Origin of the sequence: Bacillus cereus group sp. MYBK195-1 (genome assembly GCF_051916605.1) — a bacterium.
Lineage (GTDB): Bacteria > Bacillota > Bacilli > Bacillales > Bacillaceae_G > Bacillus_A > Bacillus_A cereus.
The window spans coordinates 706,668-720,200 of sequence record NZ_JBQAGZ010000002.1 but is presented as its reverse complement, the minus strand read 5'-3'; the positions used below and the strand labels follow the sequence as shown (position 1 = coordinate 720,200).

The window sequence follows — 13,533 nt, the reverse complement described above, 5'->3', positions numbered from 1 at the left end:
CAATGATACAAAGTAAAAATTACGACATATAAAAGAAATACTTACGACTTTCTTACTTTTTTATACTGCGGTAATTTCACAGTGAAAACTGTTTCTTTATCGTTACTACGTACAGTTAGATCCCCTTGATGGAGCTCGGCTATACTTTTTGAAATTGCAAGCCCCATTCCTTTCCCACCAGTATAAGAACTACGTGATTTTTCACTACGATAAAATTTCTCAAAAACGTAAGGAAGGTCCTCTTCCGGAATACATTGTCCAAAATTTTTAATTTCTACTTCAACATTCATTGTTTTATTGGAAATTCCAATTGCAATTTCCTTTCCATCTTTTCCATACATAATACTATTACCTATTATATTTTCAAATAGTCTCACTATAAGTGCCACATCAACTTCTACATACAGCACTTCATCACTTTTAATATAAAAGCTCATATTAGCATCATCTAATTGTGGTACAAAGCCAATCATGATTTGTTCAATTAATGCTTTCATATCTACTTCATCTTTATGTAATTCAATCTCTCTATAATTTATTTGACAGTATTCTAATAAATCATCTACTTGATGTTTTAATTCATAACTTTTTCGCTTTAATATACTTACATACTGTTCACATTCTTCTCCATTCGAATGGAGTTTATTTCCTAACAGGTCCGCATAACCGATTAAAGATGTTACTGGCGTTCGTAAATCATGAGAAATATTACTAATCATTTCATTTTTCATTTCCTGTGATTTTTTTTCATTCTCGATAGACTCTTTTAAACTTTTGACCATTCTATTTACATTCGTCGCTAATTCACCAATCTCGTCATTTTTTGAAATAGGTATATGTACTTCAAAATTACCATTACTTATTTCCTTCACGTTCTTATTAATTTCAGACAATCTTTTCATCATTGTTTTTGTCATACATGCAAAGTATGTCGTAGTAAAAATCAAAAAAACTATAAAGTATAAAAATGAATATTTTTCCTCTAACGCATTAACATGACTATATATATTTCCAACTAAAATTTGAAGCACTATTATACTTACAGTCGCTAACAAGATGCTACATATGAAAGCTAAAAAAAATTTCGCCCTAATACCCTGTAAAGATCTAATCTTCAATTTTATATCCGACTCCCCAAACATTTTGTATAAACTTCGGTTCTTTTGGATTCTCTTCAATTTTATTTCTCAATCTTGCAATATGAACCATTACTGTATTATTACTTTCATAGGCTCTTTCGTTCCAAACGCTCTCATATATTTCTTCAATTGTAAACACACGATTCCTTGCGGCTGCCATTAAGTGTAAAATATCATATTCAGTTTTCGTAAGATTCATTGTTTCTCCATATAACATTACAGTTCTCGACACTTCATCTATTTCTAAACCTCTAATATTTATTTTCTTTTCCATTACTTGGACAGCATTTTGGTTGAAATATGTATACCTTCTTAATTGAGCTTTCACTCTTGCGATAAATTCAATTGTACTGAACGGCTTCACAATATAATCATCTGCCCCAGTACTAAATCCAATTACCTTATCGACATCCGATGATTTCGCGCTTAAAAACATAATTGGTAAACTATGTTTCTCTCTAATCCTTCTACACAATTCTATCCCATCCATTTGTGGCATCATAATATCCAAAATAGCAAGTTGAATACTGTTATTATTTATTATTTCTAAAGCCTCTTCTCCGTTATGAGCACTAAAAACTTTAAAACCTTCTTGCATTAGATTCACTTTTATAAATTGAACAATATCTTGATCATCATCTACAATTAAAATTGAATTTTTCTCCATATACAAACCTCTTTTTGAAATATATTCCACAATCAATTTTATCATAAATTAAAACCATACTCCCCTCTTGAATAATCTTTATTTTCAGACTAGATTATATAATAACAACACATTCTAGTTTCAAAAGAAATGGAGTGAAAGCATGTTTCCTATATTGAAAACAGACCGACTCATTTTAAGAGAACTTACCGAAGAAGATGCACCGCGTATACTACAATGCTTTTCTAATACTAATGTACTGCGCTATTATGGCCAAAAACCGTTACAAGATGTTGATCAAGTGAAACAAATCATTCATAACTTTAAGTTGAGTTACAATGCAAGAAGCGGTATAAAATGGGGAATCGAATTAAAAGACACGAAAGAACTCATCGGTACCATTGGTTTTCATGATTGGTCTTCTGAGCATAAACGAGCCAATATAAGTTATGCCTTTTTGCCTGAACACTGGGGAAAAGGATATGCGACTGAAGCTGTTTCTGAGGTTATATCATACGGTTTCCATACGATTCATTTAAAGCGGATTGGAGCAATTGTATTTCTTGAAAATGAAGCTTCCAATAAAGTACTATTAAAATTAGGCTTTGAAAAAGAAGGCGTTCTAAAAAATTATATGTATCAAGATGATGTCCCATATGATACGAATTTTTACGCTTTATTAAAATCGGTTTAATAGAATTCATGTGTAAAAAACCTTACTTTTAAAAAGTAAGGTTTTTTATATTTATTCATTAGCAATATAAGCATTCTTATAAGTATAAATACCACCAAATTGATGCTTTTCAATTCCTTTTACATAATCCTTTTGTACATATGCTGAGCCAATATGATAAAGCGGCGCCACCGCAGCATCTTCTAATAATACCTGCTCGGCTTCTCGCAACGCTTCCCATCGATTTTCCGTATCTAGTACAAAATCCGTTTTCGCTTTCTTTATTAATTCATCGTAATGAACATTAGAATAATTCATTTTATTATTCGGATTCCCTGTCGTAAATAACTCTAAATAACTAATTGGGTCTTTATAGTCAGGTCCCCAATTTGCCATAGTTATATCGTAATCACCTGCTTGTTCTAACTGTAATTTTTGCTTAAATGGCTGTTGTTTAATTTGTATCGCGATTCCTTGCAAATTCTTTTCTAAATCACCTTTTATATATTCTGCCATCCGTTTTGCATTATCTTGTTCAAACGTTAAAAACTCGAGGTTTACTTGCTCTACTTCAAGCTCTTTTTTCGCTTCTTTCCAAATCTTTTGCGCATTTTGCAAATCATATGAAGAAAGATCTCCGTTTTCTTTTCTAAAATCTTTACCGGTCACTTCATTTACATGACCAACTGGTACAAGCCCGCTTGCAGGCTTTGCTCCGTTATTAATAAAGTGAGCAACGAAATCATCCTTATTTAACGCTAATGAAATAGATTGACGCACCTTTTTATTTGCTAACGCGGTATTTTTTTCATTAAAACGAAGCATAGCAATTCCAGGATCGCTCGACATATGTAATTCCTTATTCCCTTTATACTTGTCTACAACTTGCGAATTAATAGGTACTCGATCCAAATCTCCGGCTTCATATAAATTTACAGCTGTCATTGTATCCTTTACGATATGAAAGTTTATTTCGTCTAATTTCACTTTCTTTCGATCCCAATATGCAGCATTCTTCTTTAATTGAAACTCTTGTTCATGCTTCCATTTTTCTAATACAAATGGCCCGTTATATATGAGATTACTAGGTTCCAATGCATAATTGTTTCCTTGTTCTTTCAAAAATGATTCATGCTGTGGTAAGTATATAGGTAGTGCTAACAACTGTAAAAAATACGGAACCGGCTGTTCGAGTTCAACTTCTAACGTATAATTATTTATTGCTTTAACCCCAAGTGCATCAAGAGGCATTGTTCCCTTATTAATCTCTTTCGCATTTTTCACATAAAAGAGCATGTATGCATATTGAGATGCCGTTTCAGGGTTAATTGCACGTTTCCACGCAAATATAAAATCATTTGCTGTTACATTATCTCCATTTGACCATTTTGCATCTTTACGCAAGTTAAATGTATATTTCTTACCATCTTCACTTCTTTTAAACGATTTTGCTACTGCTGGAGTAGGCTGATCTTGATCATTTAATACATATAACCCTTCAAATATGTTTTGCATAACGTGTGCTGATGTACCATCCATCGTTTTCGCAGTGTCCAGAGAAGGAATTTCTTCTGATACTGTTACATTTAACACTTGTTTTTTAACCTCTGTATCACTTTTATTCGCTTTATTATTACAAGCTGTTAATAATAAAGATGTAACAAGTGCCATTACCATTAAATGGCTCTTTTTTCGCTTCATGAGTTGTTCTCCTTAAGTATAAAATATTATAAAGCGTTATATATTATAGCAGAAATATGAACAGAAAGATGCGACATTCTTTTGAATATTTATTCGTTCAAGAAAAAAGCTATCCTTTTAAAAGGATAGCTTTTTCAACTGCCACATAATTAGTTATCTTTGCAAACCTCGTTTATAACGACTTGCTTCAAATATAATACGCTCTTCATCTAACGTTTTACATTCGCCATTCCAAACGACACGTTTTCCGTTAATAATTACATCGCTTATATCTTTTCCACTAGCAGCATACACAAGATGTGATAACACTTCATCTGCTGGTTGTAAATGCGGCTTATTAGATGGATCAATCGTAATAAAATCAGCACATTTTCCAACCTCAAGTGATCCTGTTTGTTTCATCCCGATTACTTCAGCAGCCCCTTTAGTCGCAAGTGTAAGAGCTGTTTCAACTGGTAAAGCTGTTGCATCTTGGTGAATACCTTTTTGTAGTAAAGTCGCTATGCGCATTTCTTCAAACATGTCTAAATTATTGTTAGATGCAACACTATCTGTTGCAATTCCTACTTTTATTCCTGCTTCTAGCATCGCTTTTACATTCGCTATACCAGAACCTAGTTTTAAATTACTATTCGGATTATGAGCTACTCGAACGTCATGTTCTGCTAAAAATGCACGCTCATCGTCATTTAATACTACACCGTGTGCAATAACTGTTGGGCGTTTAAACAATCCGCAGCTCACTGCATATTCTACTGGACGTTTTCCATATTGTGCTTCAATATCACGTACTTCACGCTCTGTTTCAGAAAGGTGGATATGAACCATCGTTTGATTCTCTACTGCAATCCGTGCGCACTCTTCTAACAATTCTGTACTACATGTATATGGACTATGTGGTGCAACCATCGTAGTTAACATGCCACTTTCGTTATAGTAACGCTTCACATATTTCTCAGCTTCTTCAATCGCTTTCTTTTCATCGTCTTTCGTTCCGAAGCTAAATAAAGTCCTTGAAACAGCAGCTCGCATCCCGCTCCTTGATACCGTTTCCATAATTGCGTCTTGATCTACTCCAATTGGATTAAACATGTCAGAGAATGATGTTGTACCACTTTTCACCATTTCAAGTAATCCTAATTCCGTACTAGCGACCGCAATTTGGGGAGTAAATTGACTTTCCAGTGGCCAAATTCTCGTCTCAAGCCATGGCTGTAATAACATATCATCTCCAATACCTCTTAAAAGACTCATTACAACATGTGTATGTGTATTTACAAGCCCTGGTAAAACCCACTTTCCTTTCATGTCAATTACTTCACTTACTTCAAAATCATTAGCGAATTCTCCGCTCTTTACATCTATAATTTGATCATTTTCTACAATGATATATCCATTTTCTATCACTTCGTTTTGTTCATTCATCGTTACAATTGTAGCGTTTACATAAATTGTTTTCAAATGTATTTCCCCTTTCAACTCTATGAAGTTCCCTTTAATAAGTTACCACCATTATAGTAACTTATTAAAGATTAAGAGTCAAAAGATAATTTTAATTCTTTCGTTATTTTTCCCTTCAAAATGCTATATTGCTTTTCATTTGTATCTGCAAATGCTTCTTCCCGATTTGATTCCACACCCAAGTAATTCAGGTTTTCATTGAATTGAGACTCTGTAAAATCAAACCTCTGCCCATCTATAAAGTTATAAAAATGCCACACGCCCCCTATTTTTGTCTTTATAATTTTCCCTCCACATATATCTTGAACGACTAGAGCCGTTACACCACACTGTCCCTTTGCTGGATTTTCAATTGTCCACTTTGAACTTGTTTCAATCGACCACGATTTTATTAGTGCTCCATATATTCTTTTTTCCTTTACATCATCCATTCTAATCTTCCCCTACTATTAATAGTTTTACACATCATATTTCAAAAGAGGCAGTAAACGACCCTTAAAGACAGTTGATGGTGTCTCTCCTATTAACTGTGCTCCCATTTTCAAGTAATATCCTTTTGCATTCGGATCACTATCAATTGTAAAACTTTTTAATCCTAGTTCATTGGCTTTTTCTATTACATACTCCCAAAGTATTTTCCCGTAACCTTTTCCTTTGTAATCAGGATGAATGTACAAGAAATCGAGAGCTTTATCATTACGTAAAAATGAGAAAAAACCAATCTTCGCATTATCGTTTTCTAAAACATATACAAAATTATTTTTTATGTATTCTTCTGTAATTGCTAAATCTTCCTTACAAGCAAATATGAATTCTTCACTATAATCCCACGTTGCTTTTGATTGTAGTGCGAATTCACTTAATTCATTTGCTTCACTTAATAACGCTTCTCTTATCTTCATGATTCTTTCTCCTCACCTTCGATATGTAAACTACTAAATTGATTCGGAAAGCACTTCAAAAAACCTTTTTTTTCATAAATTAGAGATTATTTTTATAAATCTTTATTATAACCAGTACAATTTTTTTAAAGAAAAAGAACGCCATCCCTAAAAGTTGGCGTTCTCTTTTTCTAAAATTTAATCTTCAAACTCACTCATTCGTTTTACTATTTCGTACGATACAAACCTATACAGTTTCTACTACCGCTTCAAGCATTGTTCCATTTTTAGCATAATTCGTATGCCAAGAAAAAGCTTTTTCTAAAATATGAGGAGTTTGTCCACCTCTTGTTTTTGCTTCTTCGTAATAAGCACGTAGTTGATCACGATACATTGGATGTGCGCAATTCTCAATAATAAGTTCCACTCTTTCTCTTGGCGCAAGTCCCCTTATGTCGGCATACCCCTGTTCAGTAACAATAACATCTACATCATGTTCAGTATGGTCTACATGAGAAACGAAAGGAACAATACTTGAAATGTTACCACCTTTCGCAATCGATTTAGTAACAAAGATAGCTAGGCGTGCATTTCTTGCAAAATCACCAGACCCACCAATACCATTCATCATTTTTGTACCTAAAACGTGAGTAGAGTTAACATTTCCGTATATATCTAATTCTAATGCAGTATTAATTGAGATTAATCCAAGGCGACGAATAATTTCAGGATGATTGGAAATCTCTTGCGGACGCATCATTAATTTGTCACGATATTTTTCAAAGTTAGAAAATACTTGTTGCATTTTCTCTTCAGAAAGCGTGATAGAACAACAAGAAGCAAAATTGACTTTTCCAGCATCCATAAGATCAAAAACTGCATCTTGTAAAACTTCAGAATACACTTCTAAATCTTCAAATTCTGAATCTAACATTCCATGCAATACTGCGTTAGCAACTGAACCAATTCCTGATTGTAACGGCGCTAAACGATTTGTTAATCGCCCTATTTTAACTTCTTCTCGAAGGAATTCTATTAAATGCTGTGCCATAATGACCGTTTCTTCATCCGGAGGAACAATTGTCGATGGCGAATCCAATTGATTCGTAAACACAATTCCCTTTACTTTTTCAGGATCAATTGGAATACCGATTGTTCCAATTCGGTCATCTGTTTTCACAAGCGGAATTGGAAGCCTCTCCCCTTGTTTACCTGGTTCATATAGATCATGTAGTCCCTCTAATTGCGTGGATTGAGCCATATTCATTTCAATAATAATAGACTTAGCATTTAAGGAAAACGCTAAGGAATTTCCAATTGAAGTGGTTGGAATAATCATTCCGTCCTCTGTAATCGCAACCGCTTCCAAAATAGCGAAATCTATATCCAGAACGTCAGCGCGGAGTAACTCTGCTGTATGAGATAAGTGTTGATCCACAAATAAAAAGTCTCCGTTATTAATTCCTTTTCGCATCGTCGCGTCAGCTTGGAAAGGTAATCTTTTCCCTAAAATTCCTGCCTCAGCAAATAATTTGTCTACATCCGAGCCTAAAGAAGCCCCAGTATAAACATTTACTTTAAAAGATTCATCATTCTTAACTCGGTTTACAAGCGCAAATGGGACTGCTTTTACATCACCTGCACGTGTAAACCCACTTAAGCCTAAAGTCATTCCACTTTGAATCCAGGAAGCTGCTTCTTCAGGTGTAACTACCCGATCTTTTAGACGTTGATCTCTAATTCTATCTAAATTATTCTCCATATGTAATCCCTCTCTCATTGAATATTCATAATTATTTTACACATTTACACTATCAAAATAGGGATTTTAGTATACAATAACGAAAATTCAGACAGAACAGCAAATTTAGGTTCTAAAGCAGAAAAATTTAGAATCCTAGAAGCTTACGGAAATAACTAGCGTATGATTGACTAACTGGTACTCTCTCACCATTATCCATCGAAAGTACAAAAGTAGAATGGGTATCAGGATAAATCGCTTTAATATGATTAACATTTACAATAAACGAACGGTGACATCTAATAAATGAATCTTTAGGAAGCAAGTATTCGAATTCTTGCAGAGAGTATTTATGTGTTCCTGATAACTCTTCTGAATTCACATACGTCTTTTTATCTTTAGCCTCTAAATACATAACCTTTGAAAAAGGAACTGGAATCCAGCCATCTGTTGTTTTTAAAGTAACGACTGACTTTCCATCCGTTAAAGCTGGATAAATTGCCGTTACGCACCCTTCAAGCTTTCCATTGTTTGAAAATGGTACAGCCATTCCATGATAAGGAATACCAAAAACATCCCGATTCATAAACTCAGATGTTTTTTGATTCATCACCATCGCTTTATGAGCAATCGTTCCTTCCTTTATAGGATCCCCAGCGCTAATCTTTAAATCAATTCGTTTACTTGGCCGATAGTAAATATATTCTTTCGTATTCGAAACAGCAATTGAAATTTCATCTGAAAATAATTCACCAACAACATCTAGTAATAAACCTAATGTTCTATCTTCCATTCTATTAACACCTCATTCACTATTATACTACTATTATGAACAGGCATCTGTTTCTTTATAAATAGTTTGATTTTAAATTATTTTTAAAATTAGTTTTATTCACTATTACTTCGTTACTACAAAAAACCTCACTTCAGAAAAGTGAGGTTTCCTCTCATACAATATTTCTTTATTTTTTTAACGACTCTAGAATAAGATTTATTTTTTATTAAGTAAAGTAAATTTAAGAATTTATTGCCCGTATTTCTGTAAAATAAATAATCCCAAACTACAAACAGTTTGGGATTATCTTTCTCATTTATTATGCGCATCTAACCACGAAATTAAATCTTTAAATACTTCATCCTTATTTACTTCATGAAACATTTCATGTCTACCATTTTCATATAAACGTAGTGTCACGTCTTTCACACCACATTTTTTATAGTTTTCATATACTTCTTTTACACCTTTCCCCATATCGCCAACAGGATCACGATCACCAGAGAATATATGTATTGGAAGATTCTTTGGCGTCTTCTTGTATTCTTCTAGTTTATTTACTTCTAATACACCAGAAAATAATTCTCGGTAAAAACTCGTCGTACAAATGAAACCACATAACGGATCCACAATATATTTATCAACTTGATTATTATCTGAAGATAACCAATCAAATTTTGTACGATTTGGCTTAAAGTTCGAATTGAAGTTTCCGAAAGATAAAAAGTTTAACATTGGACTTTTCGTTTTTGCCCCGCGCAACTTCATTTCGATTGTTGCTACTTTATGACCAATAACTCCTAAAAGCCCTGGATTTCCACCTGTTCCTGAAATCAGAAATCCATCATATAATTCGCCCCTAAGTTGTACAGCACGTCTTGATAAAAAAGAACCCATACTATGTCCAAGTAAAAACAAAGGACTTGACTGCTCTTCTTTTATCCTTTCTGAAACAAAGATAACATCCGATACAACTTGATTCCACCCTATATTTGGTTCAAAATGACCATAATCTTCTTCTTTTTTTACTGTTTTCCCATGTCCTTTATGATCATGCGCATAAACACCATACCCTGCTTCCAATAAAGCATCCACAAATTCTGTATACACCCCTGCATGCTCTGTCATGCCATGTGCTATTTGAATAATTCCTCTCGGATCTCCTTCTGGTAACCACTTACGCAAATAAATTTCCGATCCATCCAATGCCGTAACGAAACTTTCCTGTACATTCATTTCGTCAGCTCCCAACTCTATTATGTATACCTTTAAGAGAAATGAATATCCATTCACTTTTCTTATTTTATATTATATGTAATTGCTTTCATTATGACAAATGATGTATTTTTCAGACTTGCTTTCAAACTGATCTCTTGACGAACCTGAAATAAAATTATATAGTTACTTACATAAAGTAACTATATAATTTTTAGGAGGTTTCTACTATTATGATGCCATCATTATTTTTAGCACATGGTTCGCCTATGCTCGCTATTCAAGATACAGACTATACACGATTTTTAAAAACACTTGGAGAAACATATAAACCGAAAGCAATTGTTATTTTCACTGCTCACTGGGAAAGTGAAGTATTAACGATTTCCTCATCAGATAACGAGTATGAAACAATTTATGATTTTGGAGGTTTTCCCCCTGAGTTATACGAAATCAAATATCGTGCGAAAGGCTCTTCTAGCATTGCATCTATGTTAGAAACAAAATTTAAGAACAAAGGTATTTCAGTCCATCATAATATGACAAGAGGTTTAGATCATGGTTCATGGACACTCCTGCACCGCATGTATCCAGAAGCAAATATTCCTGTCGTGCAAATATCAGTAAATCCATTCCTTTCTGCAAAAGAACAATTTAAAATTGGAGAAGCACTTAAAGGACTCGGACAAGAAGATATTTTAGTAATCGGGAGTGGTGTTACCGTCCATAACTTACGAGCACTGAAATGGAATCAAACTACACCTGAAAAATGGGCAATTGAATTTGATGATTGGATTATTAAACATATGCAGAATAACGATAAAGATGCATTGTTTAATTGGGAAAAAAATGCTCCTCATGCACAATTAGCAGTACCAAGAGCAGAACATTTTGTTCCTTTATTTATCGCTATGGGAAGTGGTGAAAATAGCAGTGAAGTCATTCACCGTAGTTATGAGCTTGGTACATTAAGCTATCTATGTCTTAAATTTTAAAGAAAAGGATGAAGCAATCATTGCTTCATCCTTTTTTTATTCACTTAGTTAACTAACTTCCAAATGTCGTTTCTCTGATACCTCTTCGTTCTTATTATGAAAATAAACCCAGATACACGCAATAAATAATAGTGATGATGTAGAGAGGAAAACATATTGGAAACCTGCATGCGCTGCAATTTGTCCCCCGAGTACTGGACCAATCATATTTCCTAAAAACTGAAATGATTGATTATATCCAAATATTCTTCCCGTAACATGGGTTGGTGTATGTTGTTTTAGTAGAGTTTGTACGGAAGGTAATAATCCTGCTTGTGCGATACCTAATAAAAATCGAAGAATTAATAGTTGCCAAGCTGAGGTTACAAATGCTTGCGGGATAAAAATAATTCCTGCAGCAAATAACGCTACAACTAACGTTTTTTGAGGACCGATATGATCTGATAATCTTCCTAGTCTTGGTGCTGCCAAAATAACGGCTAATCCTGTCGCTGACATAACTGCTCCCGCAATTGTTTCAATATGTGCAGTATGAGGGCCTACTAAATTTTTCACGTACAATGTAACAATTGGTTGAACTGACATATTAGCAAGTTGAATAATAAATGTTGTAACAAACAAACTAATAATTAAATGCTTCGCTGGGACCATCGTCCATACTTTTTTCGGCTGTGTTTTTTTTGCTTGAGCAGAGTGATTTTCTTCATGCAAGAAGAAAAAAACGATGAGAAAGGAAAGGAATAAAAAAGCTCCTGTAACAAGAAAGACATGACGCATTCCAATTAATTCAGATAAATAACCTCCAAGTAACGGGCCAAGTAACGAACCGCTTACACCACCAGTTGAAATTGTGGAAATTGCCCAACCTGAATGTTCTTTCGGAGTTTCTGCTGCAATAAATGTCATTGCGGTTGAAAGGAAACCAGATACTGCTCCCATTAAAAATCTTAGTGCGACTAATTGATATACATCCGTTACAAACCCCATAAGCGTCATAATAATCGCCATACCGAGGCTAGCACGAATTAGCATCAATTTCCGTCCATGTATATCACCAAGCTTTCCCCATATTGGTGATACGATCGCACCCATTAAAAATGTTACACCAAATGCAAGTCCCGACCACTGTGCAATGCTTGAAGTGCCAGTTACTCCCAATTCCTCAATATAAAAAGATAAGAAAGGGATTACTAAACTCATACCGGCTGCAGTGGTAAAACAACCTAGCCAACAAATCATTAAATTTCGTTTCCAGCTGGCCATTTTCACACCTTCTTTCTTTAGATACCCATTCTACACCCTTTCTTGTAAAAAGTTTAGTAATTTGCTTTATATGCAAGATTTACTACAAAACCCGCTATTTTCTAGTAAAAACCACTACATCTCTACATCATTTTCATAATAAAACCAACTCCTTTAGATGAAGTTGGTTACTTATTATCTATCGATATTAAACGAGCATTACAATTTCTCTCGTAAAACTCAATGGGACCTGCTTGTCCAATAATCGCATATTCATATCCATCTTGCTTCATATTATATAAACAATGATGCAATAATTCTTTTCCTACACCTTTCACACGATTTTGTTTCGCTATGCCCATTGGACCAAACAATCCTTTCTTTCCTCTCACTACATCGTAACAGGCGAAACCAATTATCACTTCCTCCTGCTGTGCAATATAGATAGGTAACTTTTCATTATATGTCCGAAATCCATAATCAACCGACTGTAACCACCGTTCACCAAATTCATCCGCCACAAATCGTGATAACTTATCAAAATCAGAAGGACTAGCTCTTCTTACATGACAAAATAATGTATTATAAATAGATTTAAAACTATTTAAATCAACCGCTAAGTCTCTCGGTGCAGCTGTAATACGTAATATATCTTCTTGCATTTGTGTATGTATAAATTCACCAATATCTGTATCTACACGAAATAATGCATACATAATATGTCCTTCATTGATTACTACTTGCTGAAAGCGTTCCATACGTTTCTTCGCTATTTGTAAAATTTCTATCGCATTATAAGATAGTTTATATTGCTCTATTTTTTTATACTCTTGATTATGTAAATCGAATCGTTTTCGTAACGAAAGTTTTTCTAAAAAATCTGGACCGACTTTATGAAACAAATACATAAATAACTCAGCGCAAACTCCTGTACCTTCTTTACACATACCTATAAACAGATGGACCGGGTGAATTATGCTACACTCACTCTCTTCTGCTGCAATCTCCAATATTTTATGCACACGTTTTGTAAATTGAAATTCCTCCATATGTGTTTCCATCCT

13 protein-coding genes are annotated in these 13,533 nt (G+C 34.0%); 2 read left to right on the top strand and 11 right to left on the bottom strand.

The genetic code is table 11. From position 1 onward, the window contains the following. Window positions 1-41: 41 nt before the first annotated feature. Together ACTFRY_RS13400 and ACTFRY_RS13395 are read right to left on the bottom strand one after the other, a co-directional pair. On the bottom strand, window positions 42-1,142 hold the full coding sequence (locus tag ACTFRY_RS13400; protein WP_116777434.1) for a HAMP domain-containing sensor histidine kinase: 1,101 nt from the start codon (window positions 1,140-1,142) through the stop codon (window positions 42-44). After that, window positions 1,108-1,806 carry a response regulator transcription factor gene (locus ACTFRY_RS13395; RefSeq protein ID WP_000414526.1) on the bottom strand — a complete coding sequence of 233 codons (699 nt, stop codon included), beginning with the start codon at window positions 1,804-1,806 and terminating at the stop codon, window positions 1,108-1,110. Before ACTFRY_RS13395 ends, ACTFRY_RS13400 begins: the two co-directional genes overlap by 35 nt. A 142-nt stretch (window positions 1,807-1,948) precedes the next feature. On the opposite strand from ACTFRY_RS13395, the gene ACTFRY_RS13390 reads away from it, so the two are divergent. Beyond that, window positions 1,949-2,479, top strand: a complete 531-nt coding sequence (locus ACTFRY_RS13390) for a GNAT family N-acetyltransferase (RefSeq protein WP_000483976.1) — start codon at window positions 1,949-1,951, stop codon at window positions 2,477-2,479. Window positions 2,480-2,530: 51 nt separating this feature from the next. On the opposite strand, the gene ACTFRY_RS13385 is transcribed toward ACTFRY_RS13390, so the two are convergent. The 7 genes from ACTFRY_RS13385 to ACTFRY_RS13355 all read right to left on the bottom strand — a co-directional run bounded on the left by ACTFRY_RS13385 (window position 2,531) and on the right by ACTFRY_RS13355 (window position 10,253). After that, window positions 2,531-4,159 (bottom strand): peptide ABC transporter substrate-binding protein, encoded by a 1,629-nt coding sequence (locus ACTFRY_RS13385; RefSeq protein WP_000823521.1) that lies wholly within the window; start codon window positions 4,157-4,159, stop codon window positions 2,531-2,533. Window positions 4,160-4,312: 153 nt separating this feature from the next. Beyond that, on the bottom strand, window positions 4,313-5,638 hold the full coding sequence (locus ACTFRY_RS13380) for a bifunctional S-methyl-5'-thioadenosine deaminase/S-adenosylhomocysteine deaminase (protein ID WP_136986023.1): 1,326 nt from the start codon (window positions 5,636-5,638) through the stop codon (window positions 4,313-4,315). Window positions 5,639-5,691: 53 nt separating this feature from the next. Further along, window positions 5,692-6,051: a YunG family protein gene (locus ACTFRY_RS13375; RefSeq protein ID WP_000342921.1), complete on the bottom strand. Its 360-nt coding sequence runs from the start codon at window positions 6,049-6,051 to the stop codon at window positions 5,692-5,694. A gap of 27 nt (window positions 6,052-6,078) precedes the next feature. Then, on the bottom strand, window positions 6,079-6,522 hold the full coding sequence (locus tag ACTFRY_RS13370) for a GNAT family N-acetyltransferase (RefSeq protein ID WP_098616409.1): 444 nt from the start codon (window positions 6,520-6,522) through the stop codon (window positions 6,079-6,081). A 226-nt stretch (window positions 6,523-6,748) separates the two neighbouring features. Continuing rightward, window positions 6,749-8,263, bottom strand: a complete 1,515-nt coding sequence (locus tag ACTFRY_RS13365; RefSeq protein WP_098616410.1) for an acetyl-CoA hydrolase/transferase family protein — start codon at window positions 8,261-8,263, stop codon at window positions 6,749-6,751. Between the two features lie 127 nt (window positions 8,264-8,390). Further along, window positions 8,391-9,035 (bottom strand): LytTR family DNA-binding domain-containing protein, encoded by a 645-nt coding sequence (locus ACTFRY_RS13360; RefSeq protein WP_000390207.1) that lies wholly within the window; start codon window positions 9,033-9,035, stop codon window positions 8,391-8,393. Window positions 9,036-9,329: 294 nt separating this feature from the next. Beyond that, entirely contained in the window at window positions 9,330-10,253 is a 924-nt protein-coding gene (locus ACTFRY_RS13355; protein WP_098616411.1) for an alpha/beta hydrolase, read from the bottom strand. A gap of 212 nt (window positions 10,254-10,465) precedes the next feature. Here ACTFRY_RS13355 and ACTFRY_RS13350 point away from each other — a divergent pair, with 212 nt between their 5' ends. Further along, entirely contained in the window at window positions 10,466-11,227 is a 762-nt protein-coding gene (locus tag ACTFRY_RS13350; RefSeq protein WP_098616412.1) for a DODA-type extradiol aromatic ring-opening family dioxygenase, read from the top strand. 48 nt (window positions 11,228-11,275) lie between these two features. Here ACTFRY_RS13350 and ACTFRY_RS13345 read toward each other — a convergent pair whose 3' ends face one another. Together ACTFRY_RS13345 and ACTFRY_RS13340 are read right to left on the bottom strand one after the other, a co-directional pair. Further along, window positions 11,276-12,490: a multidrug efflux MFS transporter gene (locus tag ACTFRY_RS13345; protein WP_000179303.1), complete on the bottom strand. Its 1,215-nt coding sequence runs from the start codon at window positions 12,488-12,490 to the stop codon at window positions 11,276-11,278. A 167-nt stretch (window positions 12,491-12,657) separates the two neighbouring features. Then, on the bottom strand, window positions 12,658-13,518 hold the full coding sequence (locus ACTFRY_RS13340) for a GNAT family N-acetyltransferase (protein ID WP_000390845.1): 861 nt from the start codon (window positions 13,516-13,518) through the stop codon (window positions 12,658-12,660). Window positions 13,519-13,533 lie beyond the last annotated feature (15 nt).